The 26,830-nt window shown below is 48.3% G+C and carries 24 protein-coding genes, 1 pseudogene and 1 riboswitch; of the genes and pseudogenes, 8 read left to right on the top strand and 17 right to left on the bottom strand.

The window, feature by feature from the left end:
- Positions 1-198: 198 nt before the first annotated feature.
- Positions 199-1,305, top strand: a complete 1,107-nt coding sequence (mqnE, locus tag QMK20_RS21125; protein ID WP_283653186.1) for an aminofutalosine synthase MqnE — start codon at positions 199-201, stop codon at positions 1,303-1,305.
- Positions 1,306-1,570: 265 nt separating this feature from the next.
- Positions 1,571-2,638, top strand: a complete 1,068-nt coding sequence (locus tag QMK20_RS21130; protein WP_283653187.1) for an NAD(P)/FAD-dependent oxidoreductase — start codon at positions 1,571-1,573, stop codon at positions 2,636-2,638.
- A gap of 120 nt (positions 2,639-2,758) precedes the next feature.
- On the opposite strand, the gene QMK20_RS21135 is transcribed toward QMK20_RS21130, so the two are convergent.
- A complete protein-coding gene (locus QMK20_RS21135; protein ID WP_134912826.1) occupies positions 2,759-3,016 on the bottom strand; it encodes a YuzB family protein in 258 nt (85 codons plus the stop codon).
- An 87-nt stretch (positions 3,017-3,103) separates the two neighbouring features.
- On the opposite strand from QMK20_RS21135, the gene QMK20_RS21140 reads away from it, so the two are divergent.
- The gene (locus tag QMK20_RS21140; protein WP_013311836.1) at positions 3,104-3,349 is read left to right on the top strand and encodes a NifU family protein; all 246 of its coding nucleotides are present in this window, start codon (positions 3,104-3,106) and stop codon (positions 3,347-3,349) included.
- Positions 3,350-3,440: 91 nt separating this feature from the next.
- Here QMK20_RS21140 and QMK20_RS27750 read toward each other — a convergent pair.
- From QMK20_RS27750 to QMK20_RS21185, 8 genes and pseudogenes are all read right to left on the bottom strand, one after another.
- Positions 3,441-4,155, bottom strand: a pseudogene (locus QMK20_RS27750) (SDR family oxidoreductase).
- A 195-nt stretch (positions 4,156-4,350) separates the two neighbouring features.
- Positions 4,351-5,193: a MetQ/NlpA family ABC transporter substrate-binding protein gene (locus tag QMK20_RS21155; RefSeq protein ID WP_044645446.1), complete on the bottom strand. Its 843-nt coding sequence runs from the start codon at positions 5,191-5,193 to the stop codon at positions 4,351-4,353.
- A 75-nt stretch (positions 5,194-5,268) separates the two neighbouring features.
- Entirely contained in the window at positions 5,269-5,937 is a 669-nt protein-coding gene (locus QMK20_RS21160; RefSeq protein WP_283653189.1) for a methionine ABC transporter permease, read from the bottom strand.
- Complete coding sequence (locus QMK20_RS21165; protein WP_283653190.1) at positions 5,934-6,956, bottom strand: methionine ABC transporter ATP-binding protein; 1,023 nt, start codon at positions 6,954-6,956, stop codon at positions 5,934-5,936. The genes QMK20_RS21160 and QMK20_RS21165 overlap by 4 nt, the downstream gene beginning before the upstream one ends.
- Before the next feature lie 112 nt (positions 6,957-7,068).
- Positions 7,069-7,208: riboswitch (SAM riboswitch) on the bottom strand.
- 131 nt (positions 7,209-7,339) lie between these two features.
- Complete coding sequence (locus QMK20_RS21170) at positions 7,340-8,059, bottom strand: Cthe_2314 family HEPN domain-containing protein (protein WP_283653191.1); 720 nt, start codon at positions 8,057-8,059, stop codon at positions 7,340-7,342.
- 53 nt (positions 8,060-8,112) lie between these two features.
- Entirely contained in the window at positions 8,113-9,879 is a 1,767-nt protein-coding gene (locus QMK20_RS21175) for a UbiD family decarboxylase (protein WP_283653192.1), read from the bottom strand.
- 130 nt (positions 9,880-10,009) lie between these two features.
- Positions 10,010-10,942 carry a COX15/CtaA family protein gene (locus QMK20_RS21180; RefSeq protein WP_283653193.1) on the bottom strand — a complete coding sequence of 311 codons (933 nt, stop codon included), beginning with the start codon at positions 10,940-10,942 and terminating at the stop codon, positions 10,010-10,012.
- A 214-nt stretch (positions 10,943-11,156) separates the two neighbouring features.
- A complete protein-coding gene (locus QMK20_RS21185) occupies positions 11,157-11,501 on the bottom strand; it encodes a thioredoxin family protein (protein WP_137060148.1) in 345 nt (114 codons plus the stop codon).
- Positions 11,502-11,720: 219 nt separating this feature from the next.
- Between QMK20_RS21185 and QMK20_RS21190 the strand changes: the two genes are divergently transcribed.
- Positions 11,721-13,010, top strand: coding sequence for a DUF2515 family protein (locus tag QMK20_RS21190; RefSeq protein WP_283653194.1), 1,290 nt, complete (start codon positions 11,721-11,723; stop codon positions 13,008-13,010).
- 28 nt (positions 13,011-13,038) lie between these two features.
- On the opposite strand, the gene QMK20_RS21195 is transcribed toward QMK20_RS21190, so the two are convergent.
- The 7 genes from QMK20_RS21195 to QMK20_RS21225 form a co-directional block, all read right to left on the bottom strand.
- Positions 13,039-14,673: a putative polysaccharide biosynthesis protein gene (locus tag QMK20_RS21195; RefSeq protein ID WP_283653195.1), complete on the bottom strand. Its 1,635-nt coding sequence runs from the start codon at positions 14,671-14,673 to the stop codon at positions 13,039-13,041.
- A 131-nt stretch (positions 14,674-14,804) separates the two neighbouring features.
- Complete coding sequence (locus QMK20_RS21200; protein WP_283653196.1) at positions 14,805-15,284, bottom strand: DUF456 domain-containing protein; 480 nt, start codon at positions 15,282-15,284, stop codon at positions 14,805-14,807.
- A 54-nt stretch (positions 15,285-15,338) separates the two neighbouring features.
- A complete protein-coding gene (locus tag QMK20_RS21205; protein ID WP_283653197.1) occupies positions 15,339-16,088 on the bottom strand; it encodes a Cof-type HAD-IIB family hydrolase in 750 nt (249 codons plus the stop codon).
- 82 nt (positions 16,089-16,170) lie between these two features.
- The gene (locus QMK20_RS21210; RefSeq protein WP_283653198.1) at positions 16,171-18,249 is read right to left on the bottom strand and encodes a peptidoglycan D,D-transpeptidase FtsI family protein; all 2,079 of its coding nucleotides are present in this window, start codon (positions 18,247-18,249) and stop codon (positions 16,171-16,173) included.
- Between the two features lie 180 nt (positions 18,250-18,429).
- Positions 18,430-20,514, bottom strand: a complete 2,085-nt coding sequence (locus QMK20_RS21215; protein ID WP_283653199.1) for a peptidoglycan D,D-transpeptidase FtsI family protein — start codon at positions 20,512-20,514, stop codon at positions 18,430-18,432.
- 20 nt (positions 20,515-20,534) lie between these two features.
- Positions 20,535-21,686 (bottom strand): transglutaminase domain-containing protein, encoded by a 1,152-nt coding sequence (locus tag QMK20_RS21220; protein ID WP_283656323.1) that lies wholly within the window; start codon positions 21,684-21,686, stop codon positions 20,535-20,537.
- 16 nt (positions 21,687-21,702) lie between these two features.
- Positions 21,703-22,188 carry a hypothetical protein gene (locus QMK20_RS21225; RefSeq protein ID WP_044645433.1) on the bottom strand — a complete coding sequence of 162 codons (486 nt, stop codon included), beginning with the start codon at positions 22,186-22,188 and terminating at the stop codon, positions 21,703-21,705.
- A gap of 213 nt (positions 22,189-22,401) precedes the next feature.
- On the opposite strand from QMK20_RS21225, the gene QMK20_RS21230 reads away from it, so the two are divergent.
- From QMK20_RS21230 to QMK20_RS21240, 3 genes are all read left to right on the top strand, one after another.
- On the top strand, positions 22,402-23,571 hold the full coding sequence (locus tag QMK20_RS21230) for an MFS transporter (RefSeq protein WP_283653200.1): 1,170 nt from the start codon (positions 22,402-22,404) through the stop codon (positions 23,569-23,571).
- A 127-nt stretch (positions 23,572-23,698) separates the two neighbouring features.
- Positions 23,699-23,815, top strand: coding sequence for a sporulation protein YjcZ (locus QMK20_RS21235; RefSeq protein ID WP_235332204.1), 117 nt, complete (start codon positions 23,699-23,701; stop codon positions 23,813-23,815).
- Positions 23,816-23,980: 165 nt separating this feature from the next.
- Entirely contained in the window at positions 23,981-24,322 is a 342-nt protein-coding gene (locus QMK20_RS21240) for a toprim domain-containing protein (protein WP_283653201.1), read from the top strand.
- A 116-nt stretch (positions 24,323-24,438) separates the two neighbouring features.
- Here the strand turns inward: QMK20_RS21240 and cyoE are convergent, their stop codons facing one another.
- Positions 24,439-25,383 (bottom strand): heme o synthase, encoded by a 945-nt coding sequence (cyoE, locus tag QMK20_RS21245; RefSeq protein WP_283653202.1) that lies wholly within the window; start codon positions 25,381-25,383, stop codon positions 24,439-24,441.
- 204 nt (positions 25,384-25,587) lie between these two features.
- On the opposite strand from cyoE, the gene QMK20_RS21250 reads away from it, so the two are divergent.
- Complete coding sequence (locus tag QMK20_RS21250; protein ID WP_283653203.1) at positions 25,588-26,571, top strand: metal-dependent hydrolase; 984 nt, start codon at positions 25,588-25,590, stop codon at positions 26,569-26,571.
- Positions 26,572-26,830 lie beyond the last annotated feature (259 nt).

The raw sequence follows: 26,830 nt of genomic DNA on the forward strand, positions 1-26,830 counted from the left end.
TGTCGGAAATTTGTCATTTCACAGATGAAGTTCTGAGACATTCATCATTGTAGCTTGTCATTGTAACATTTTTCACATATCACATATCCGCGCTGCCGGATTCGTACCGACGGAACGGGACATCCTGTGTGCATTAAGCGCTTGTGCCGCTTATCAGGCGGACAGCCTCGCACAGAGCAACTTGAAGGAGGAATAGGCATGTCCACATTAGTTACACCCTTTACAGACCGCAGAATGGCGGAGATTGTAGAAAAGGTACAGAATGGTATTCGTTTGAGCCTTGAAGACGGTATATATTTGTACGAAACTGACGATATTCTCACACTGGGTCAGTTGGCTAACGAAGCGAATTTACGCAAGAACGGAAAAAAGGTTTATTTTATTGAGAACATGAGCCTGTACTTCACCAATGTATGCGAAGCGCGCTGCGCGTTCTGCAATTTCCGCAAGGATCAGGGGGAAGAAGGCTCTTATACGTTGTCCGGGCAGGAAATGATTGATTATGTTGAGCAGCATATCCATCCGGGCGTCAGAGAATTCCATATCGTCGGCGGTCATAATAATCATGTGCCTTTCCAATACTATGTAGACTCATTGAAGGCGCTGAATGAAAAGTACCCCAATGTTACACTGAAAGCCTATACTGCGGCAGAGATTGATTTTTTCACACGCATTAGCGGCTTGAGTATCAAAGAAGTGCTTCAGGAGCTGCAAAAGGCAGGGCTGCAAACACTGACCGGCGGTGGCGCAGAAATTTTATCGGATGAGTATCGCCAAAAAATGCGTGTCACCAAAGCGAATGTAGATCGCTATCTTGAGGTTCATCGCACGGCTCACAATCTCGGCATGAGAACTCATACGACGATGTTGTACGGTTCGGTTGAATCCTACGAGGATCGTATTGAACATATGCTGCAAATTCGCGCATTGCAGGACGAAACGAACGGATTTATGGTATTTATTCCACTGTCCATGCAGCCGAAAAGCAAAAATGCCAACATTATGCGCCGTAACTCCGCTTACGAGGATCTCAAAACGATTGCGATCAGCCGCCTGATGCTGGACAATATCGATCATGTTAAAGCTTACTTCATTAATATTGGTCCGCAATTGACGCAGGTCGCTCTGACCTTCGGTGCATCGGACGTCCACGGCACGATTGTGCGCGAGCAAATCAGCCATGCCGCAGGCGCACTGACCCCGGCCGGATTGACCCGTAAAGAGCTGATCTGGCTGGTCAAAGGTGCAGGACGCACCCCGGTTGAACGGGACACCTTCTATAACGAAATCGAAGTTTTCGAATAAAAGCCATATCGGATTCGTATTTTCCCGCGTGCATTTCATCCCCATACCTCACACCATGCAGCGTCAAGCTGCCTCGGAATTTTCTGGTCTGCCTACAGGCGGGCCGGGAAGCCGGGTTTTATAACAACAAAAAACTTGTGTCTGATCGGAAACATTGAATTTGCATGTCGCCGGGATAAGACGTAATTTGAAGGCGAACAAGGTTTCCTGATGAGGCACCAGACCATTTGCCGGGGACACGGCAGCGAAAGGACGGCGGATTTTGATGAAAAATTTCGTTATTCTGGGAGGCGGCTACGGTGGCCTTACCATTGCCAAGGAATTAATCAATAAATATATTCCCGATGATGTACAGGTTATTCTAGTGGATCGAATGCCCTTTCAGGGATTGAAAACAGAATACTACGCACTCGCGGCGGGGACGGTATCTGATTTTGATTTACGGGTACATTTTCCCGATGAACAACGGCTCATTCGCAAATACGGAGAAGTCACCTCGATGGATTTGGAAAATAAAATTGTACATTTCCAGGACGGCGAGCCTTTGCCCTATGAACAGCTTGTGATTGCACTGGGCTGTACGGACCGTTTTCACAATACACCAGGGGCTGAAGAACATAGCTGTACCATCCAGTCCTTTAACAATACACGTCAAACGTATCTGCGCCTGAATGAAATCAAGCCTTACGGACATGTGCATATTGTAGGTGGCGGTCTGAGCGGTGTTGAGATTGCGGCGGAATTGCGCGAAAGCCGCACGGATTTGAATATTACCATTATGGATCGGGGCGAGCGGGTGCTGTCGGCATTCCCGCAGCGTTTGTCTGCCTATGTGCATGCCTGGTTTAAGGAGCATCAAGTCGATGCGTTAAATCATGTGGGGGTTTGCCGCATTGAGCCGGGCGCTATTTACAACCATGATGAAGAAATTGTGACGGATGCGGTTGTATGGACTGCCGGGATTCAACCCGTGAAAATCGTGCAGGATTTAGCTGTGCCCAAAGATCCTCAGGGCCGCATTGTACTAAATGAATATTACCAAATTCCGGATCATCCCGAGGTGTATGTAGTTGGAGACTGCGCCAGTCTCCCCTACTCCCCAAGTGCTCAGGCGGCCGAGGTGCAAGGTGAGCAGATTGCACACATTGTACACGACCTGTGGAAAGGCCAAACGCCTCACCCGCATCCTTTGAAGCTGCGTGGCACATTGGGTGCGCTTGGCAAGAAAGCCGGATTCGGCTATGGTTTTATGGGCAGCACCTCGCTGCGTGGTCGTGTACCCCGCCTGCTCAAAAGCGGCGTGCTCTGGAAATCCAAACGCCATTTTGGCTAATCTGTTGGTACAACACACAAAGAAAACCTGCTCTGGGAGCGGGTCTTCTTTGTATTAAACATGTATGGACGGTGCGTATATCATAGATAGAACGAAGAAGGCTGACGAATGATTAACATCTTAGTCCAGATCAAGGTTATCCCATGCCTCGGCTTCCTTGATTTTGTTCATAATCACTTCGTACAGCAGCTCGGCTGAATCGGCAGATACAATCTCACCGTTGACCATCGCATACGGTTCTGCGTTACACTGACCACAATTGCTGAGACAGCCGTATTCAATGACGTCGTAATCCGGATTTTGCTCCAGTCTGGACATCATTTCATCGGTGCCAAAATGCATATTGCTGGTGCAAAATTCAATGATGGGTCTTAACATTTTTTCACCTGCTTTGGTCGACGGGCATTTTAATTTGGCCCGCTTTGTAATATAATAAATAAGGTATAGGAAAGGAGTTGAATTCTAATGAGCGAAACACAAAGCGTTCAAATGTATGATGAAGTAGCGGATGTACTGGATAAGCTTCGTCCGTTCCTGCAACGCGATGGTGGCGACGTTGAACTGGTTGATGTAGAAGACGGCATCGTTAAGCTGAAGCTGGTAGGCGCTTGCGGCAGTTGCCCAAGTTCCACAATCACGCTGAAAGCAGGGATTGAACGCGCTCTTCTCGAAGAAGTCGACGGCGTCCAAGAAGTGGTACAAGTATTCTAATGCTTGATGCATAATGATCATGAGAGTCTTGACTTCGGTAACGAAGCTCAAGACTCTTTTTTGTGTGACGGGATGTACTGATCTTAATCCCTTATATGGTCGGCCGAATCGGGTCCAGTCCTCCCGACACATCCATAATATTACCCGTGATAAAATCCGAATGCTCATCACACAAATAAGCAATCACACGCGCAATATCCTCTCCACTCCCCGGGCGTCCGCGCGGTGTCTCTTTATCCTGCAAGCCGATGACGTCGGCAATTGACTTTTCCTTGTTCGCACCCCGGATATCCCCGGGACAAATCATATTGACCGTGATACCATAAGGAGCCTCTTCCACAGCCAGTGACTTCGTAAAAGACACCAGCCCCACCTTGGCGGCTGCGTACACAGCACGATGCGGCCCAAGCCCGTGCTTCTCCAGCATGACCGAAGCCAAAATGAATAATACGTCCCCATTGCTGGTTCCGCATATGAGGTAATACCAGATGATCCAGCAGCATCGTACCAACCAGATTCCCCTGAATCATAGTATGGATCTCAGCTACACTGTACTCCGCAAACAAGCGACGTTCCCGGATGAACGGTCCGGCGTTATTCACCATAATATCTACGCCGCCCAGCCGATCCTGTACTTCGCCGATCAGCCTTGTAATATCTTCCTGAATCGAAATATCCCCTTGCAAAGACAGACAGCGTACTCCCTTGGCTTCAATCACCTGCCTAAGCTCTTCGGCTTCCGTTTGGCTATGCACATAGTTTAGTGCAATGTCACAGCCTTCATCAGCCAGGCGCAGAGCGGTCATTTTACCTAATCCTTTGGCACTGCCCGTTATAAGCGCGACTTTGTGTCTCAACAGTTTTCCTCCTCTTCACAGAGAACGGTCACCCCCAAGTATAAAATATTTACGCTTCGCCTACAACTCCAAGCAAAAAGAAACCCCAAATCCTCTTGTTCAAGAGAATTCGGGGTTGGGGTTCAAAGCGTTCTTGTGTCCAGCTTAAAATGCCGGGATAATCGCGCCTTGGTATTTGTCTTCGATGAATTTTTTAGTTTCCGGGGATTGCAACGCTTTGATCAGCTTTTGAATCGCTTCGGAATCCTTATTATCCGGACGTGCTACCAGAACGTTAGCATATGGAGAATCTTTATCTTCCAATGCCAGTGCATCCTTCGTCGGGTTTAGCTTCGCTTCCAGAGCATAGTTCGTGTTGATCAGAGCAATGTCGACTTCAGGCAACTGACGTGGCAGCATAGCCGCTTCCAGCTCCTTGAATTTCAGGTTTTTCGGGTTTTCTGTAATATCTTTTACTGTAGCTTCAATGTTGCTTGCGTCTTTCAGCTTGATCAGACCTTGTTTCTCCAACAACAACAATGCACGACCTCCATTGGTTGCATCGTTCGGGATGGCTACGGTAGCACCGTCCGGAATTTCATCAAGCTTTTTATATTTTTGGGAGTAGATACCGAATGGCTCCAGATGAACCGCGCCTACAGATACCAGGTCCATTTTGCGCTCTTTGTTCATAACATCCATGTATGGTACATGTTGATAGAAGTTAGCATCCAGTTGCTTGTCGAACAATTGTACGTTCGGTTGTACGTAGTCGTTAAACTGAACGACTTGAAGACGAACGCCCTCTTTTTCCAACTGAGGCTTGATCGCTTCTAAAATTTCCGCATGTGGCACAGGAGAAGCGCCAACTTTCAGCTCGACTTCACGTGGTGACCCGCCTGTATTTTGGGTCGCATTGTTTGTATCGGATGTTGTGCTTTTCGTGCCGCAAGCAGCCAATACCGCAATTAATGTCAAGCTTAATACGGCCAATACCCATTTTTTCATGTTATTACCCCTCCAATGAATTGTGATGTTCAGGATTCAGACGCCCTGATCAATAAGGATTTCTATATGGTTTCCCTATTTTCGAGTATAATGCCGCACCAGACGGTCTCCCGCCATTTGCAGCAATTGCACCAATACGACCATCAGTATGACCGCAACGATCATTACAGCCGTTTCATAACGGTAGTATCCGTAGTTGATAGCTAGTGTACCCAAACCACCGCCCCCGATCATACCGGACATTGCTGTATAGGATACGAGCGTAACGACGGTAATCGTTAATGCGGCGAGCAGACCCGGCAGTGCCTCACGCAACAGCACCCGCCTAATAATCTGACCTGTAGAGGCGCCCATGGCTTGTGCAGCCTCGATGACACCCTTGTCTACTTCGCGCAATGACGTCTCTACGAGACGGGCGAAGAATGGCGCAGCGCCAATGACCAGCGGTGGAATCGTACCCAGTACTCCCGTGGAAGTCCCCACCAACGACCGTGTAAAAGGAATCAGTGCAACAATCAAAATAATAAACGGTACGGAACGCAAAATGTTTACGATAAAGGAAAGTACAACGTACATCACCTTCATCAGACTCCATGAAGAGCGGCTTGCCAGAAATAATAAAATCCCGAGCGGTAAACCAATAATAAGGGTGAACAACGCAGATGCACCGAGCATCTGGAGTGTCTCTAATGTAGAGTTACCTAGTTCTTCCCAACTCACTTGCGAAAAATCAAGTTCACTCATTGTCCGATCACCTCCACATCAAGTCCCTGACCGGACACTTCGCGCAGCGTATGCTCAATATCCTCCTGATTTCCTTCAAAACGGACGATAAGCTGTCCATAGGGTACATTTTTAATCGTGGAGATGGTTCCCTGCAAGATCGCAAAATCAACGCCGGTGCTGCGGGCCGTTCGTGACAGAATCGCATCGTATGTCTTGCTGCCCAAAAACGAAATCCGTACAACATGGGCCGATTCGCCGCCTCCTGCTGCTGCAATCGCTGCTTGCAGCTCCTCGGGATGCTCAGACTCCCGCTGGATAAAGTCCTTGGTCACCTGATGCTGCGGCTTGAGGAATACTTCTGCCACCGGACCTTGCTCCACGATGTCGCCCTGATGAATGACGCCGACACGATCACAGATGCTTTGAATGACATGCATTTCATGCGTAATCAGCACGATGGTCAAATTAAAGCGCTGGTTAATGTCTAACAGCAATTTCAGGATGGACCCTGTCGTCTGTGGATCAAGCGCCGAGGTCGCCTCGTCGCACAGCAGTACATGAGGATCACTGGCAAGCGCCCGTGCAATACCTACCCGCTGCTTCTGTCCGCCCGAAAGCTGTGACGGATATTTTTCGCTGTGCTCTTCCAGACCCACCAGTTCCAGCAGTTCACGAACCTTCTGGTCCAGCTTCTGCTTGGGCGTGTTCACCAGACGCAACGGAAAGGCAATATTGTCATATACCGTCGCCGAGGATAACAAATTAAAATGCTGAAAGATCATTCCGATTTTACGACGCTGTTTCTGTAACTGGGATTGGCTTACCGTGGCGAGATTCACGCCATCTACCCATACCTCGCCCGAGGTCGGACGTTCCAATAAATTAATACAGCGGATCAGCGTACTTTTTCCCGCTCCGGAATGACCGATGACTCCAAATATTTCACCACGCTCTATGGAAAGATTCAAACCGGACAGCGCACTAACGCGTCGGCTGCCTTTGCCATAATGCTTGGTTAATTGTTTAAGCTCTATCAACGTGCTGCGACCCCCTTCACTCTTCCTTACCCTTTTAAGCGACGTTCATCTCTATGATGATACAAAAAGAGCCCCTTTCACAGAATGAAAAGGGCCCCGCTATGCGAACCTTTTCTCATCTGTCAAAACCGCTATAACTCTAGCGGTTTTGTAGGAATTAGCACCATCATGTCCCCTCCCGGTGTGTTACACCGGGAAAGAACGGGTTGCCGGGCTTCATCGGGCCAGTCCCTCCACCTCTCTGGATAAGAAAAATATGTTAAACTCCAGCTTTAGCTGTCCGTTAAGTTTATATTTAAAATCATAATTCAAGCATTTTTCTGAAACTAGATTTCAGTATAGATAGTTTACATAGCTTTGTCAAAGGATATTTTCTCACATAATTATGGGCGAGCTTCCCGGTTCTCCCATTGTTTCACCGTATAACGAAAGACAGTTGTCAAGGAACGGTTCACCATCTCCAGGCCTTGCTTCAAATCCTCCAGGTGATGATCCAAATCCTCCAGTTGTATCTTGCCGTACAAAGCACGATGCCGTTGCCAGAGATCATCCTGCATTTCCGTATTCATATAGTGTATTTCCGTGTTACGCCGCTTGCGCAGCCGATTGATCGCGTCAGTGTATGAGTCCTTGATATCATTCAGATCGTCGGTCATTACAGGATGCATTTTCAAATACCTGAATTGCCGTAGCACGGTAAAATAAGAATAATGCGGCTTATACTCGCCTGTTTTCAGATCATACAAATCATTGAGCCAGTTCCCGAGCTTATCCAAAATGGAAAATACCCTCACAAACCCATCCTTATAAAAGAATACGTACAACGCATAATCCGATTTTTCATTAACACTCATATCCTCGGCATATCCGGCTTTGACTTTCGTTCGGAAAAAGGCGGCAGCATGATGGCTCTGCTCCAGCTCATCCAAAGATGACATCAGGCCGCGTGTCAAAATATCCGCCTTGCGAAAAGCATGAGTCGGATCTCCACTGGCCTGAATTTGCCGCTCCAGCAGTTTCAGCATGTCTGACATGCTGTTCATAGCATCCAGCAGGATGCCCTTGTTCACACGTGGCGGCTCGCCTAGCAGCTTGCGTATCATGCTCACGCCTCCTTTTATGAATGTAAAATCCGGTTGTTGGGTTGGCTAGGGCGTCAAGCGAAATAACTCGTCCACCGTTGGTCTACAAGCTTAACAATATCCTCGCGCGGCAGCACTTCATCCGGGTAGCCCGGCTTCATACGAGCATCCACTACAATTGGCAGCTTGTAGTTCAAATGATGCAAACGGACCTCGCTGTCTGCATACATATCCGTAGCCGGGTTAAACCGCGTAAACACCGTCCACAGGAATGATGCTTGTGAGCGAACGACTTCCTTGGCATCATCTACAATAAAGACAAGTGGCCATTCCTGCTCACCCGCAGCCAAACGCTCCAGTACCCGCGCCGCCAACTCAGGCTCCTGCTCAAAGGACGCACCGGATACGACGAGACAGCCTCCGCAATACGGCTCAATCTCGCGAATACCCGGCAGGTCGCCTCCTTCATAGGCTCGAGGCAGTTCACGTATAGGCTCACCTACACCCATCAGGATCGCTTTACTGCCGTGATTCAGCTTACGGCCCGTATAATCAAGTGTATCGTGAGACGTATGATTGAAAATAAACAAATCTGTCGCCGGATTAAATCTCTCCAGAATGGTTTCCAGCAGCAGGTTAAAGTCGGATAAATCAATGACCCGATCCGTGAGCATCAGGAATTTGGTTAACGACAATTGGCCCTGTCCCAAAATGGTAAAGCCTGAGACCAGTGCTTCACGGGAATAGCTTTCACGCACAACTGCCGCTGCCAATGCATGTACGCCCGTTTCTGCGTAAGCCCACAGCGACTTGACGGAAGGCATCACAAGCGGATAGGCAGGTGACAGCAGACGTTGTAAAAATTCTCCGAGATAGTAATCCTCCTGCCGTGGTTTGCCTACAATGGTCGCTGGATAAATGGCATCCTTGCGGTGGTACATATGCTTGACATGAAATACAGGGAAATCATGCTGTAAGGAGTAGTAGCCAAAATGATCTCCAAACGGTCCTTCCGGACGGCGTTCATGAGGCGGCACGTAGCCGCTGATTGCAAATTCGGCCTCTGCCGGAATCCGGTGACCGCCGAGCGGGTCCTCCGTCATCGGCAGCTTGCCGCCCATAATGAGCGAGGCAAGCAGCAATTCAGGCAGATTTTCCGGTGCCGGAGCAATCGCGGACGCAATCAGGGCTGGTGGCCCGCCGATAATAACTGTCGTCGGCAAGGGCTCATTACGCAGCTCAGCTTCATGATAATGAAAGCCGCCGCCTTTATGAATTTGCCAATGAATCCCGGTCGTCTGATCATCATAAATCTGGATACGGTACATGCCCAAATTATGATCCTTGGACTGACCCGGCTTCTCGGTATATACGAGCGGAAGCGTGATAAACGGCCCCCCGTCGTCCTGCCAACTCGTCACTCTTGGGAGTGGAGCCAGCGGAGCATCCGTACGGCGAACTCCCAATACAGGAGCCTCGCTATGAGATACCGTTTTCAGTCCTACTTTTAGCATGTCCTTAATCAGCCCACGTTCATTCCACAATGCCTTGGGTGTAGGTGGAAGCAATGTTTTGGTCGCCCCTACAATCGCATCCATCAATTGCTCCGGGCGAGGGCCAAAGGCCATGTCCACACGACGGTTTGTGCCAAACAGATTGCTGGCTACAGGGAACGGGGTACCTTTTACATTGGTGAACAGCAATGCCGGTCCCTCTTCCTCAATAACTCTCCGATGAATCTCGGCCAGCTCCAAATAAGGATCGACGGGTGCTTCTATAATTTGAAGATTATTTTCTTTACGCAGCGCTTCAATAAATTGGCGCAAATTCTGGTAGATCAACTGGACGATTCCTCCTAAGCAAATCAAGCCCTCGAGAAACTCGCGGGCCTGGTTTGTTTCTTATATGCTATTATACGTGCTTCAACGCCACTTGGGCAAAATATCCGTTTCACCAACCATACATGACTACTTAAGTGCGCTGTGAATGCGTCCGAACGATGTTGCGATCCGGTGACAATTGCCACACACGGTAGCTCATGTAGCACAAAATGGAGAACAGTGTTGCAATGGCCAGCATGTGTGCCAGTACCACAAACATGTAAATTTCCGGTCTGGTGACGTACAACAGGCTAATGCCAATAACAACCTGAAGCATAATCAATACCACCGCAACGACACCCAGTATACGTATATCCCGATGATTTGGGTGATAGCGATAAGAATAGTGCCCCACAGCCAAAATGACCACGAACAGCAGTCCCGATGAAAGCTGGTGAAGCAACAACGGAGATATAATACCGCCGAGATTTACAACTTTTTGAATTACCGAGTGACTGAGCAGTGCGCCCGAGTATACCGCAATATACGTATAGATCGTCGACAACCATATAAAATTACGAAAGCCCCTGTTGACAGGCACGGTGGCCAAACGCGGGTTGAAGCGCGAATCCGCATGTTCCTTCCAGGCTCCCAATGTCATCATAGTCGCGCTGGCAAAGGCGATCAGGGCAAAGCCAAAATGCAGCGCCATGACCGGAGCGGATTGGGAGAAGACCACAGCCAAGGCCCCCATCGCTCCTTGTATAATGACAAATACTAGCGTCAACAACGAGAACAGCTGCAAATCCTTCCGATGCTTCATATACAGCAGAAAGCCAACAAAAGAGGCGATAGAAAGCAGACCGGCCATCGTGCTGACGGAGCGGTGAGTAAACTCAATAATGGATGCGACCGTATGTGCCGGAACCAGCTTACCATTACAAAGCGGGAACTCCCGACCGCAACCCAGTCCCGAATCGGTCCGCGTCACGACACCTCCGCCAAAGGTAGCCAAAAACATGACAATACATGTTACGAGTGCAAGCCACTTTAATATTCTAATTTTGTTGTTCAACGAACTCACCATATCCTTCCAGATAAAATATTTATTATCCTTATATGTTGTGAAATGATCACTTAAAATAATTATAACTGATATATCGTTCCTTGACATACGCGCTTTGTTGACAAAATGTGAACGTGTCCCGTTAGAAAGCCGCCCCCTTTGGAAGGAAGCGGCTCTCTGAATACCCTTATGAATAATTTCCCTCGGAACCCTCATACCAGCATAACATCAATTATTTAGCCAAGCTGGCGTGTACTTCCACAGCCCGGTCCAAAAACTGCTCGATTTCCTCACGGGATTTACGCAATCTGTTCACCAGACGCACCAGCTCGCGGCCTTCACTGTAAGCGATAAAGCTGGGAATACCCAGTACATTTTGCTCCTGGCTAACGCTCTCCGCCTGCTCTACATCAATCTCAATTAATGTAAGCTTGTCTGCATATTGCTGCTCCACATCAGGCATAAACGGATCAATGAAATGGCAATCCCCGCACCAGTCCGCCTTAAACACAGCCACCGTTACGCCAGAAGCGGATATTGCCTTATTAAAGTCTTCATGAGAGACGATCTTTTGCATGGATGAGTCCTCCTTCAATTCTGTTTGTATAAAAGAGCTTGTGCTCTCTATTGTAACGCCAAGTGGCGCTTTTGCACACTCCCCTATTATTCTCGTATCACCGATTGGAAGCCCTGCCATCGAGACATACTAATCATATAACTTAAGAACACACTTTGAGCATCCCCGTATACTTAACGGGTACGGAGTGTTCTCATCATTGAAAGGAGGTTATCAAGTATGTCTCTCACCGAATGGTTCCATGTGGCATCACGTCAGCTACAGGGTGGGCTAAAGCTGCTCGGTTCCGTACCACGTGTTGCGGAGGAAGCGTGGGAAGGCAAGCGGGCGGCCTGGACCGAGTCCCGCAAACTGCGCTATCCGCTACGTGAGTTACCATGGGATTATCATACCGCACAGACCGCCATGGATGAAGCCGAAGCGCTGATGCTGGTAAATGGACCTGCATCCCGTCCCTCTTCTCTGAATATGCCCTTATGTGAAACGGACTGCGAGCTGGTCGAGCGGATCAAGAACGATACGGCACAAGAGAATCGCAGCAACATCACCCGTACAGCCGCTTACCTGGAGTGCTATCATGGCTACCCCGAGTTGCATTGGGCGCTGCTGGCTCACCTGGTTTCTCGCAATGGTGGCTATAACATGACCGATTTGAAGGGCGGTCTGATCGACAGTCTGTTCGGCGAACAAGAGAAGGAATGGTTATATCGGCTGCTGGAGCGCTGCAATGCCCTTATTTTTCAGGACGCCTACCCGCAGCTGCAGCTATACATGCACAGCCGTCATTTGGGCCGAAGCTGTTTTCATTTGCTGCCCCATTTTCATGTATCACCATTCATGAGACCCTTCTGGGAACGTTTCTGGGCTTGGCGGGACAGCTCTCTCTTAAGCGTAGCCCTCATCATCAATGAACAAAACTATATTGAAGGCCGGGTAGTGAAAGATCCATATTTCCAAAAATTTGTGACGCACAAACCAGGCTTTTATTTGCATGATTGGCTCCAGTTGAATCAGATCATATTTCCGCTCGGACTAAACGGGGGGCTCGCCGGACTTATAATGGAGCGCTTTGGCCATCTGGATGAACGGATTGGCTTTGGTAAAAGCCTGTATGCCATGCTGTTCGGACACCAGCAGGTGCTGGACCAAGTAACAGCATTCGCTACCAGGGTGCCCCACACTGGCTCACGCAGCGACTATTGGCCGGGACTGTTCACTCCGGACAAACAAAAAGCGCTGCGCTCCCCTGAAGAGAGTGCAGCGCTCCTGGCGCATGAATGGCTACCGCAAGGACAACGCCTGTACAGCCCCGAGCTGAACGCCGTCTGGTCGGATACCGCTTATGATCCGATCCCCCGTTACGACTGGTTTCAGGACGGATCCACACTTGGGCATCTCAGCGAACCAAAGCGACCGCTGTTATTTGCCATGCGGCATGAGCACCGCCATGGCATCCAAAAAACAGCGATGGCCCATGACGCTCATGCCAGCCTGCGGCCTTTCCACTAAAAAAGCTGGGGGGCTGCCTTTACTTCTTTTAGCCTCGTTGTCCTGTGGACTCACGCTGGAGACGCATCAGTGGACGCAGTACCTTTTGCAACACACGCGGGTAGTTACCCAGCTCGTCCCGGCGCAGTACGCGTAGTACGACCAACAGCACCAGATAGCATACCAGTACAGCCGCACCGGCAGTACAGCATGCGATGAAGAAGGCCACACGTGCAGGCATGATATGAACCAGCAGAATACAAGCCTCATTCACACCATATCCAATGACTCCCGAGAGCACGACTGCAGTCAGAAAGCCTGCCCAGCGACGGCCCATGATGGAGAAAGATACGATGCCTTTGAGCACACGCAAATTCAGCAGCGTAATCACGAGGAAACATAATCCGGTTGCGGCAATGATGCCGTAAATTCCAAGCCAGCCAGCCAGCAGCCAGCTCGCCAGAAACTTAACCACGATACCGACCATAACATTAACCATTGAAATACGTGGTTTGCCCATACCGATCAGAATTGAGTTGGAGGTCATCATCGTGATCTGGAATATCGTTCCGAGTGTCAGAACAGCGATAATCCCGCTGCCTCCAAGCGAGCTAAACAGTAAACCATTGATGGAATAGGCGGTTACACACAAGGCCAGCACAATCGGCATTCCGGTCAAAATAGAGATACGCAAGGCCAGCGTCATCTGATTTTGCAAATGCTGTTCATCCTTGCGGGCAAAGGCTGCCGAAATGATCGGAATGAGCGATTGACTGAGCGCGATAGCCAAAATCGGCGGAATTCCCGCCACACTCTGCGCACGTGCTCCCAAATAACCCAACTGGGTCGTTGCCTGATCCAAGCCGATTTGGACGGATAACAGTCTGACCACAATCGACGTATCAATAAAGTTAACGGCCGGAACCGTCAAAGAAGACAATACAATTGGAATAGACAGCGTAAAAATGTCTTTGTAAATGCGCATCATCGGCAGTGCCGAGCTTTCCTCATGGAATTGCTCTTGTCGATCCTGACGATCCTGGCGACGCATTTTCACCGTGTAATACAGCATGACCGCCAGTGCGCCAATGCTTCCCATGACACCCCCGAACGATGCCCCGGCCGCAACCTCGCGATCTCCATAACCGAGCTTCAAAATAATAAAGGCGAGCAAAATAGCAGTAGCCACCCGTGCGACCTGCTCCACAATTTGTGAAATACCACCTGCGGTCATGTTACCTCGCCCCTGGAAGTACCCGCGCATCATGGCAATGGCGGGAAACAGCAGCAAGGCAGGTGCCAATGCCTGAATAGCCAAGGCCGACTGCGGAACTCCCGCCACATGCTCGGCAAAATAAGGCGCGCCAAAATACAGCACCACCGTAATGATAATGCCAGCCGCCGCCGCAAACAGCAACGCCGCATGGTACACACGTCGTGCTTCTGAAGGCCGATTCAGCGCATAACGCTCGGAGACCATTTTGCTCAACGTGCTTGGAATACCTGCTGTAGCCACCGTGAGCAACATCAAATAAGCATTGTTCGCAATCGTAAACGAGGCGTTCCCTACGGAACCAAGCAAATGCTCTAACGGAACTCGCTGCACCAGACCCAGCACTCTCGCCACCAAGGCGGCTGCGGCTAAAATAAGCGTGCCTCTAAGAAATGTTTCTTTATTGGACAAAATGCGTTCCCTTCTTTCTTGCTGTTGACACGCATGCAAAAGCTCCGCAAAGCAGTCATGGCCTGAGCCATCACCGGTGCGGAGCCGCATGTCGATTCTGTCTCTGCAAATCACAAGCCTAGGATGTTAAACTAAAACACCCAAATCAAGAATACAAGAATCATGACAAGCTGTAAAATTACTTTCATCACGGTGCTGGTAAACAGCCCTAATACAGAACCAAAGCCCACTTTAATCGCTCGATCCAGCGGGGCCTTGTTAATTAGTTCACCCAGCACAGCGCCAATAAACGGCCCTAGAATCAGACCAAATGCCGGAATAACAAAAGGGCCGATAATAATCCCGATGGTACTAAGGATCGTGGACAGACGCGAGCCGCCAAATCGTTTGACCCCCCACGCAGTGACGGCATAATCTGCAACAAATAGTGCAACGACGATAAGCGTCTGTATGATCCAAAACCATGCGTTATAAGGAGCAAACGAGAAAAACCAGCCGTACACAAAAAATGCAAAATAGATGGCGAGCGCCCCTGGCAATACGGGGTATACCGCCCCTGCCATGCCAACAATGAACAGCGCCACAATAATAATCCAGCCTACAACGTCCATTGGCTCCCTCCTTCTCGTCCAATTATTATCCTATATGCTTCATCATTCGTTCTCTTAGACAAGTACATAATCGCGGATAACTTCAACGATGCCATCTTCATTGTTCGAAGCTACGACCAGATCAGCCGCTTCTTTTACCGTATCCTGTGCATTACCCATCGCAACACCCAGTCCAACCGCTTGAATCACAGCCAAATCATTCAAACTATCCCCCACTGCAACTACCTGTTCCATTGTAATTCCAAGCAAATCGCATACTTCAGCAATCCCACTGGCCTTCGATATACCAGCCGGGTTGATTTCCAAGTTCGTCATGGATGAATTGGAAATTTCAAGTCCACCCATGTCCTGAAGCTTGAGCAAAATTTGATGACGAATTTCGTCATTTTCCGTATTATAACCAAATTTTAGCCATTCCTGTGTATCCAATGTATCCGGCCAACGATCTCTGTTAAATAATTCCTCAGTGGAGTATGCCCAGAACCAGGACCCGGTTTCTACAGCAATCCGGTGCATTTCCCGAACTAGCTCCTTATCAAGCAAATAACGGCGCCACAGTTCATGCGGGGATTTCCATACCTCGCTGCCGTTTACCGTTACCATAGGCGTATCCAGGCCGAGCTGTTGCCCGTAAGGCAAGGCATGCATCGCCGCCCGCCCGGTAGACAAGCACACGTGAATCCCCTCTTGAATCGCCTTGTTAATCCAGTTGATCGTTTCCAGCGTAATTTCATGATTGTCGTTCAATAAAGTTCCATCCATGTCGAGCGCAAGCAGCTTGTATTTATATCGGTTTTCTCCCATGGGTTCTCTTCCTCCTGTATGTCCCTTATGTCCAACGACATTTTACCATGAAAAAGAGAAGCCCACAAAAGAATTCAAGTCCTCATTTCGCTGCCTGCGGCTTTTTTGGTGTACCATCCAACCCGTAAACCTCGTCATAAGCTTCAAATATTTTACGTGCCACAGGCCCGGCGCTCGTCGAGCCAAAGCCCCCTTCAGGAATAATGACCGCGACGGCCAGCTTCGGATTTTGACGCGGAGCAAAAGCAATGAACACCCCGTTATCTTTAACCGCACGTCCCACCACCTGCTGAGAAGTCCCCGTTTTACGGGCATAATCATACGGAAACCCGTTAAATGCTTTAACATCCGTAGCCATACCGCGAATCACCGTATTCCAGTACGTATCTGAAAAAGCGACCTCATTCAGCACCTTGGGCTTGAACTCACGCACGAGGTTGCCCTGATCATCCACAATTTTACTGACCAAATGCGGCTGCATGCGCTTGCCCTTTGTTGCCAGTACAGTTGTATACTGGGCAAGCTGCATCGCCGTATATTTCCCCTGTTGACCAAAGGATGCCTGTACCAAGCGTGTCAGCGCACTTTCATGCTTGCTCGTATACTCAAGTCTGCCTGCCCACTCGCCCGGCAGATCGACTTCAGTCGGTACGCCTAATCCAAATTCTTTCATATACTTGTCCCATACATCAATGCCCTGATGCACCCCTGCATTACTTCCGTATTTGTCATACAGCGGCTTGCCAATCATATCCACCATGAAAGTATTCGACGAGAACTCAATTGCCTTGCTAGGTGTCAGAGGACCATATACATGTCCACTCGAATTACCGACCCGGCTTGATCGATTTTTACCATAGTATGCGCTCCCCGTATCCAGATAAGTTTGTCCGGGAGAAAATAAGTTTTCCTTCAACCCGATCAGCACGGTTAGGGGTTTAATGGTTGAACCCAGCAGCACCGAGGATTCTGGATGCGGACCCGCTTTTCCACTAGGTACGGATTTAATCGTTCCATTCCCCATTTTATGCTGAATTTCGTCATATACCGAAGGCGATGTACTTCCCGTTTTCCATACATTGGAGTCATAGTCCGGCATACTGGCCATCGCTACGACATTCCCTGTCTCGACCTCCATCGCTACAGCGAAGCCGGTAGTGGCATCGCCGTGGAGCTTACCCGATACCGGATGGGTATGAAGCCAACGAAGCTGATCAACAATCGCTTGTTCTGTTTTTTGCTGAATTTCCTTGTTAATGGTGGAATACAGATGGTATCCTTTTTTCGGAGGAGTAATGGATTCAATGCCTTCTGGCATGCTACGCGGATTTACCTCTATAGTTTTATAGCCGTTTTTTCCTCTCAGCTCATCCTGATACTGAAGCTCCAAGCCATCATATCCGACGGTCTCACTTTCCGAGTAAACCTGTTCGGGTCTTAGGACCTCCGAATTGGCTTGATATATCTCCTTGTATTTTGGCCGATTGGTACGTGCTCCTTTGAACTTGTACATATATCCAATCGTTTGCACCGCCACCCGATCCGGGTCATAATGGCGCACACTCTCCTCCACAACTTCTACTCCGGGAAACTCCTGCCGATGCTCCAGAAAATATGCGATTTCCTCCCGATTCAAGTCAGCTTTGACCAAGCGCGGAGTAAAGCCCCTGTATTGAGTGTAGTCCTTGTCCAGCCGTTCCTTAATTTTCTCTACATCAAGCTGCTCGCCCTCTGTACTTCCTAACTCATTCAGCTTGACAGCAAGCTTTTCAGCAAAAGTATTAAACTCGGGGAGCAGCTTTTTTCCCGGCTTACGGTCTTTTTCTGCTCGTTTGCTATAATCCTTGGGTAAGGTCACATACAGCGACTGTACCGGAGTTGAATACGCCAGCTTGACGAGACCCGTAGAGTCATAAATCGTGCCGCGTCTCGGGGCTAACGGGACATTTTTCGTATTTACGGATTGCTGCTGCTCCTTCAGCTCTGCCGATTGCACAAACTGTAAGACCGCTAGTCTGGTAAAGATAATGGCAAATAACACAAAAACACTGAAAAAAAGAAGATTAGTCCGAAAAACCGTCCGCTTTTTTTGTGCCTCTTCATTTTCTTCATGGCTTTTCTTTTTGAATGAAAACTTCTTATCCAAACTGCCTCTGTCCATATTAGCAGGTCATTACTCCTTTCACCGGGTTATCATATCCCTGATCCTACCATAATAGTGGTAAATAACGATGAATTTAGTAGTTACAATTTTGTAAGAAAACATATAAATATCATAAAAAAAGCTCCTCTCAGCACAAAGGCCAAGAAAAGCTTAAATAAAATTATACGTAGTACGTTATTATGGCTGTTTGATTGCATTGGAATTGGATGTTGTAGCATCCTTTTTCTTAGGTACTCCGTCCAATCCATAAACTTCATCATAGGCATCAAAGATTTTACGTGCCACAGGTCCAGCGCTCGTCGCGCCAAAACCTCCTTCGGGAATAATGACCGCTACGGCCAGCTTCGGATTCTTTCGTGGTGCAAATGCAATAAATACCCCGTTATCCTTCAGTTTCCCGCCTACGCTTTGCTGAGATGTACCTGTTTTGCGGGCGAAGTCATAAGGAAAACCATTAAATGCGCTGACATCTGTAGCCATCCCGCGTATAACTTCATTCCAGTAAGCATCCGGGAATTTCACTTCATTCAGCACCTTCGGCTTAATCGTTTGGACTACATTGCCGTTGGTATCTTTAATTTGACTGACCAAATGCGGCTCCATCCGTTTGCCCTTGGTAGCCAGCACGGCTGTATATTGTGCAAGCTGGAGCGTTGTATATTTCCCTTGCTGACCAAAAGAAGCATACGCCAACTTGGACAGTGACGACTCCTTGCTTCTAGGTCCATACTCTCTTAACCCAGGATATTCCATTGGCAAATCTACCCCCGTAGACACACCTAGTCCAAACTCCTTCATGTAACGGTCCCATACATTCACACCTTGATCTTCCTTGGCATTATTAATGTATTTGTTGTATAGTCTTTTGCCTACCATATCGACCATGAATGCATTCGAAGAATGTCGAATAGCAGATGCCGGGTCCAATCCGCCATACACATGACCCGAAGAGTTACGTACCCGAGACGAATTGTTACGTCCAAAATAAGCAGCACCCGTATCCTGATAATAGGACGATGTACTGAATAGACCTTCCTCTAAGCCCACCAACACAGATAGCGGTTTGATCGTGGAACCGAGCAATACAACCGACTCTGGATGTTGACCCGATTGACCGGAGCCGAAGGAGCGTATAGTACCATTCAAATATACATTTTGAATTTTCTTGTAGTTATCTGATGATATATTTCCGGTTTGCCAATAGTTCGCATCATAATCCGGCATACTGGCCATCGCCACTACATTCCCTGTATCCACTTCCATGGCTACAGCAAAGCCTGTCTTGGCATAAGGATGAGTCTTGCCAGATACAGCATGGGAATGCAACCATCTTAATTGATCCATAATGGCGGTTTCTGTTTTAATCTGAATCTCTTTGTTAATGGTGGAATAAATGTTGTTTCCCTTCTGCGGAGGAGTAACGGAATCTACACCCTCCGGCATATTACGCGGATCAATCGGGACCGTTTTGTAGCCATTTTTCCCTCGTAGCTGCTCCTGATATTGAAATTCCAGTCCATCAAAACCAACAGATTCGTTATCCATATAGATGAGTCCCGGATCATTTTCTGCTGACATGGATTTTTGAATGTCTTTATATTTTTTCAGGTTTTCACGGGCACTTTTATAGCTTTTAATGTAACCCACTGTTTGGACAGCCACCGTATCAGGATCATAATGGCGTACAGTTTCCTCAACAACATCTAACCCTGGAAACTCGCTTTTATGCTGCATGAAATAGGCAACTTCATCTTTATTAAGATTGGTTTTAATCAGGCGGGGCGTAAAACCGCTAAACCGTTGATAGTTCCGGTCCATAGCGTCCATAATTTGCTCTGCCGTCATTTTCGGCTCATCTTTATTGCCATATTGAGCAAATCGATTTGCCAGCTTTTGTGTCATCTTTTCCAGCTCAGGCAGCAGCTTTTTATCTGGATTACGCTTTTCTTCCACGCTGTCACTATAATTCTTGGAGAGCGTGATATACAGCGATTGTACAGGTGTAGAATACGCCAGTCTGTTCTGCCCGGTTGAATCATAAATTGTTCCGCGAATCGGCGTAAGCGGTACGTTTTGGGTAACATTACTGGCCTCCTGCTGCTTAAGCTGAGGGCCCTCCACAAATTGAAGTATCGCCAGTCTTACGATAATGACCGTAAATATAATGAACGAGCTGAAAAAGAACAGATTGATCCGGAAGCTGAATCTTTTTCGGTCGGACGTCTCGTTGTCTTTTCCTTGCTCGTTGTCCATCTTTCTCATGTGCCCTTTTCCACTCCTTTTTAAATCACTTTATCCTTGATATGTGTTTGGGCAAAACCAGGCGGATTAAACCAGTCTCCACTCTGTGCCCAGGTCGGGTCTAACGGTACCCACTGATGCTGCCCACTCAAGTACACTTCATTCCAGGCATGTGAACCGTAGCCTCCCTGCCCGTTGTAACCAAGCCCGGTCACCACCTTGACCTGAAGTCCCTGAGAACGAGCCATCACCGCATAGAGGCGGGCATAGTCAATACAGACACCCTTGCGTGTATCAAACGTATCTCTGGGAGTCTGCTCATGCCAGTCACCACGCTGCTCATAGGCGTCCACCTTGCCGTAATCATAGCTAATACGCGTGCCTACCCACTGATACAACGCTCTGGCTTTTTGCTCATCGCCGCTTGCCCCCTCTGTAATCTTGGTCGCGGCCTGCTCAATATCGTTCGGAATATCCCGGTCAATCATTTCATATTTACGCTGCAAAATGCCGTTCAATTCCTTCGTGACGGCCTGCGTAAATACGGGCAGTTTATCCTTAATCAGCGTACCGGACAATGGTTCAATGACCGATTGCGCCCCTTGTTTATAAATCGGTGAAGCCTGAACATAGCTGCTAAACCCGCTGTCCGGGTATAAGCTTACACCTATAAACAGTAACGCTATGACCATCACAGCACGTGCTCCACCGATAAGGGTACCAATCCCGGCCCCCGCCAGCCTGCTGAAAAAGCCCGATTTCTTTTCCTGCTCACGTAGAGAGTTATCCGATCTGCCACCCACCACCATCACATAAATCGCGCGCAGCACAAATTGCGCGACAGCATAGCTGAGCATGAACAATACGGCAAAACGCAGCAGCGGAAAGCCCTCAAGCCCTGCTACAAGCGTATAATAAAATTGCTCAATTCCGCTCAGTCCACGTTGTGGCAAATGCTCCATATAAGCGGCCAGCCATTGCTGCACCTTCGGTGAAAGCCACATAGCCAACCCTAATGAGCACAGAATTCCGGCAACAGTCAGTATGCCATCCACAATGAGACTGAGTAGTGCACCTACAGATCTGGAAGCTCCCCGCCGCCAGCCCTGTATTAACGACAAAAGAACGATAACGATCAACAACACCGTCACGCCATTCCAATGAAGGACAGGCTCCAGCCAGGATGGTTTCATCATGCTCCCCCTGTCTTTACGGCGACTGCGGCGACTGTTGTGTTACAGTCGAGCCTTTCGCACTTTCGATATATTTCTTGACGGTGTCGCTCATGCTCCACTCGCCCAGCGGCATGCCTTGAAACCATACCTTGACCTTATCACCATCGAACGGGCCTTTTACCTCCAGGTTGGAGCTGGTTACCGAAAACGTACCGTCTCCGTTAGAGGTGTATTTCGCATCCCGTCCTTCCTTGATCATCATGCTCAAGGCCTCGCTCTGAAACTTGTTAATCGCATCATCCTTCGCCTGGGTAACTACCTTGCCGACCTGATCAAAGGAAATACCGCTGTAGATTAGCAAGCCCACAACCACCACAATGACAAGCAGCCATTTAACAAGGGTTCTCACAATCTTCAATATGACAAGCAATAGGACAAGCCCAATTAATATATATAGCCAGTTATCCTGAACGATCTGCCAATTATGTTTTAAAAATTCTGTCCAGACACTCTTATCCATTTCACTACACTCCCGTTTTCAACTGCATCTTTCGAATTGTAAAATCGTCTCTGTAATTATACATGATTACATAACTCCCTGTCAGCTTAGCTCTTTTCCGCCCCTTGTCCGCACAAAAAGGGTCTATGTTCGTCCACTCCAGCGTACAACTTAGAATGAGCTCATGCCACATAGCAGCTTAGAAAGTCTATCTAGGGAAAGGGGGTCATCCACTTGAAAACAGCCCTCTGGCTGTATCTGTTTTTGTTCATCGCTTTTTTTGATCTGCACGCACAATATCCTATTCTCACACCATTCGCCATCTCTCTGGGCGCAGCGCCCACCTTTATCGGCTGGATGTTGGGCATATACTCCCTGACTCATCTGCCCGGTAATTTAATGGCGGGGCCAAGGGTAGATAAACACGGCAGCCGCCGATATATTATGTTCAGTCTGACAGCTGCAGGGCTCATCCTGATTATTCAGGCATATATTCATACGCCGTGGGAGCTGCTTTTTCTTCGTGCCATCAGCGGCTTTGTGCTGGCTTTTTTGTCCCCGGCTTGCATGACTATGCTCGCCCAGCTATCCGATCACCCGGTTACGCAGGGCAAATATATGTCGGGACATGGCGTCGTTCACACGCTAGCCTCTGTCCTGTCTCCAGCGGCAGGCGCGTTCATCGTAGCCAGCTTTGGCTTTAGCGAGACATTCCGTTCCCTCGGCATCATTCTGGTGATCACAGGACTCATGGCTTATTTTACGTTACCCAAAACGGCACCCGCTCTCCTAGCTCAACGATCTGACGGACATACGGCACCCGCTCCACTGACCGGGGCACAACCGCTTCTACCCTTCAATTGGCGTTACCTGCTTGTGCCTTTTGTTTTGGCGTGCGCACAAGGCATTTTATTTTACGTAATCCCGTTGCGCAATAACGGTACTGCGTCCATGATGTCTACGGGACTGCTCTTTTCCATTATCAGTCTGGGAGCGCTCTGTACACTCAGTCTGCTTTTTCTAAACAAGTATTCACCGATGATACGGCTGATTTGCGGCATCATACTGATGTCGCTGTGCTTTTATGCCCTCGCCACCTTGCCCGAGTCCGTGATTGGAATCGTACTCTTTATACTGGGAACAGCCAAAGGCATTACTTTTCCAGCACTGGCCTCACTCTTTATACGGCTTGGAGGTGCACGCTTGGGCAAAACCTTTGCGATGCAATCCATTGCAACGTCTCTCGGCTCCTTTGCCGGACCGGTGCTGGCTGGCCAGCTCCCCGTTCATTTTTCACCTTTTTTTATCGCTTTTCTGATTTTGATGACCGGCCTGCTGTTCATTCCCATTCAACGGTTATTCCCGGCACCGCCGCTGTCTACTTCAGGGCCGTATCATTCCTAGATCGTTTGAGATGCTCCCCCTGTAACGCCCAAAGAACCTTACAAAAAGGCGAATGCACAGTACCTAAATCCCTTATCAACATAGACTGGTTTGACTGAACATTTATGTATGAAGGGAGGTGCATTCCGTGAGCCACTGTCATCCTGTAAGCCCTGTTTCTTGTGGTGGATTTGGGACTTCGACCGGCACCATTCTCGTTCTTTATATCCTGCTCGTCATTATTCTCCGTACTTGCTGGATTTAATGTCTGAATTGCCCTAACATGCCGCCCTGTACCCATGCCTGCCACTCCCGGCAGGCTGTTTTGTTGCTTTTTTGCATGAGAACCCTGTTTGGAGCTACACTATACACATATTCTTTCATTTCCCGGGGAATTTCGAGCACAGGCTTTAAGCAGGGGGTGAGCAAGATGACGATTACCGTTATCGTTGAAGGGAAAAATGACCGCAGTAAACTTCGTCGTTTACTTGATCCCGAGGTTCATATCTTATGCACCTTCGGCACGCTAAACTCAGTAAAACTGGAGTCCCTCCGCAAGAAGGCCAAGCATGAAGAAATATACTTATTTATGGACAATGACAGCTCAGGCAAAAAAATACGTGGTGTGCTTGCCGACTCTTTTCCAGATGCGCATCATATGTATACCCGCAAAGGATACGCAGGAGTAGAAGGCACACCAGATGAATATGTGATCGCCCAATTGGAAAAGGCAGGACTGGAAGAGTATATTTTATACCCGCCTGTTCTATAGTTATGAGAACCCTAGTCATGAAAACCATCCACAAAAAAAGCTGTCCGCCAGGCCGATTTATGCCTGATGGACAGCTAAATTTTACACAGCAATAAAATTTTAAAAAATATCTTGTCTTAGAACTTGTGAACCGTATCCACGATCATCAGCAGAAAGCTGAGTGTCAGATGGTTAATGGAAAAGAAAAATACTTTTTTAGCCCAGGAATCCGTCTCTTCTTCTTTAATGGTAAAACCTTTAAAGGCATAAAAGGCCCAGAGCACGGACAGCAATACGGAAATGATCATAAAAATCATGCCAGCATATCCATAAGCATACATCAGGATCGGTACCGGAATCAGCAACACGATATAAGGAATCATTTGAATTTTAGTACGGTGAATACCTTTCACGACAGGCAACAACGGAAATCCTGCTGCACGGTATTCTTCGACCCTGCGGATTGCAAGTGCCCAAAAATGTGGAGGCTGCCATAGGAACAAAAGGGCGAATAAGAGCCATGCGCCCAAGTCAATACGACCCGAAGCGGCTACATAGCCGATCACAGGAGGCATTGCGCCCGAAATACCGCCAATGGATGTACTCCATGTGGATGAGCGTTTCAGCCAAAGCGTGTAAATACCGACGTATACGAACATGCCGAGTATACCGAGCAATCCTGCCTTGACACCAGAAAAAAAGAACAGTACAGCCAGCCCGACAACACCCAAAATAATAGCGTATGACAATACCGTTGTGGGAGTCAAACGCCCTGTTGGCAGTGAGCGATTGCGTGTACGCTCCATTTTCAAATCCAGTTCACGATCAAAATAGTTATTAAAAACACAAGAAGACGCCATAACCAGCATTGTACCTAGCAACGTCAGAATCAGCTTTATATAGTCAACGTCCCATTGTGAGGCCAACCAAAAACCACCAAATGCCGCAACCAGATTAGTGCGGAGAATGCCTGGCTTGGTGACTGTTATAAAATCTTTCCATGTACCCGCCTTACCGGGTGGTTTGGATTTAACCGAATAGGTAGCCGTATCTGAAGTAGCCTTATAACTAATATTGTCCATAGTGAGTAACTCCCCCTTAGAGATATATGAATTCGGGAGTAAGTTGAACTCCGATATAAATTTTATCATATAGTTTCCGTAAAAAGTTTGACAGAAAACGCACAAAACGTTCACAATTTCGATAACGAATCGAGCTTGCTGATCGTTTACAGTAAATTGGGGTAGTAATAAGTACAGGATACAATACAAAAAGGAGCGACAGATATGGATACAGCCACACACTTTGTCATGGGGATCGGGTTGGCCGGGCTGGCCTACACCGATCCTGCCGTCGCCGCAGATCCTAAGCTGGCGGGAGTCATACTGCTCGCCACGGTCGTAGGGTCACAGGCACCAGACTTTGACACCTTGCTTCGATTAAAAAACAATGCAGCCTACATCCGCAATCATCGTGGACTGTCGCACTCCATCCCCTTCTGGCTGATATGGATCTTGTCCATAACGGGATTAATTGGCCTTATTTTCAGGGATGTACCTATCGAACATGTCGCCTTGTGGGTCACGATTGCTGTCTGCCTGCACGTGTTTGTAGATTTGTTCAATACGTACGGGACACAGGCATTTCGACCGTTTACGCCCAAATGGATATCATGGAATATTATTCACATCTTTGATCCCTTTATATTCGGCACCCATGTTGCTGCTATTCTACTGTGGGTCACTGGACTGGTTTCACCAGCTCCCTTATTTATTACGTTGTACATCATTACAGGCCTGTACTATATTTGGCGCACCTGGAGTCATTTCCGTACCAGAAATGCGGTAGGTGACATGGACACCGAGCGTCAGCCGGACGATATCTATTATATCATTCCCACGGTTTCATGGAACCGGTGGCATGTGGTAAAAGCTCATCAGAATGGAAGTTATGACATTGGTGGACTGAACGGAAAGCATCTTTTTTGGACAAAACATGCGGTTCCGTCCACACATCCGGCCGTAGAAGCATCCAAATCCTACCGTGACGTGCAGGCATTTCGCTATTTTTCTTCCTTTGCTGTTGCGGAGGTGGAAGAGCTGGAATGGGGCTACATTGTACGCTGGGCGGATGTTCGGTATCGGCATCGGAGGCAATATCCCTTCGTGGCCGTCGTCGCCATGGATAAGCAGTTTGGACTGATCAACAGCTACATCGGCTGGCTCAGCCATGAAAAGATGCAGAAACGCCTCTCCCTGCATACGAATTAAAAAAAGCATATCAGCAAGCAACGCGAATGACAAAAGAACAGCAAGTCTCCCCTGACCCTGGAGCTTGCTGTTCTTTTGCCGTTCACCGAAAAAACCATCCCTCCATAAAGAGCTGCATGAAAGCGCCCTCTTGACGAAGCGGACTTGTGTGATTCACAATGGTCATAAGCCATGCTCGCAAAAAATCCGGAGCATGATTGCTCCGGATTTTCTTCATCACAGTTGCTCATAATACAGCTTCCAAGATGGAGTGTTTATG

Origin of the sequence: Paenibacillus sp. RC334, assembly GCF_030034735.1 — a bacterium.
In the GTDB taxonomy this organism is placed as follows: Bacteria; Bacillota; Bacilli; order Paenibacillales; family Paenibacillaceae; genus Paenibacillus; species Paenibacillus terrae_A.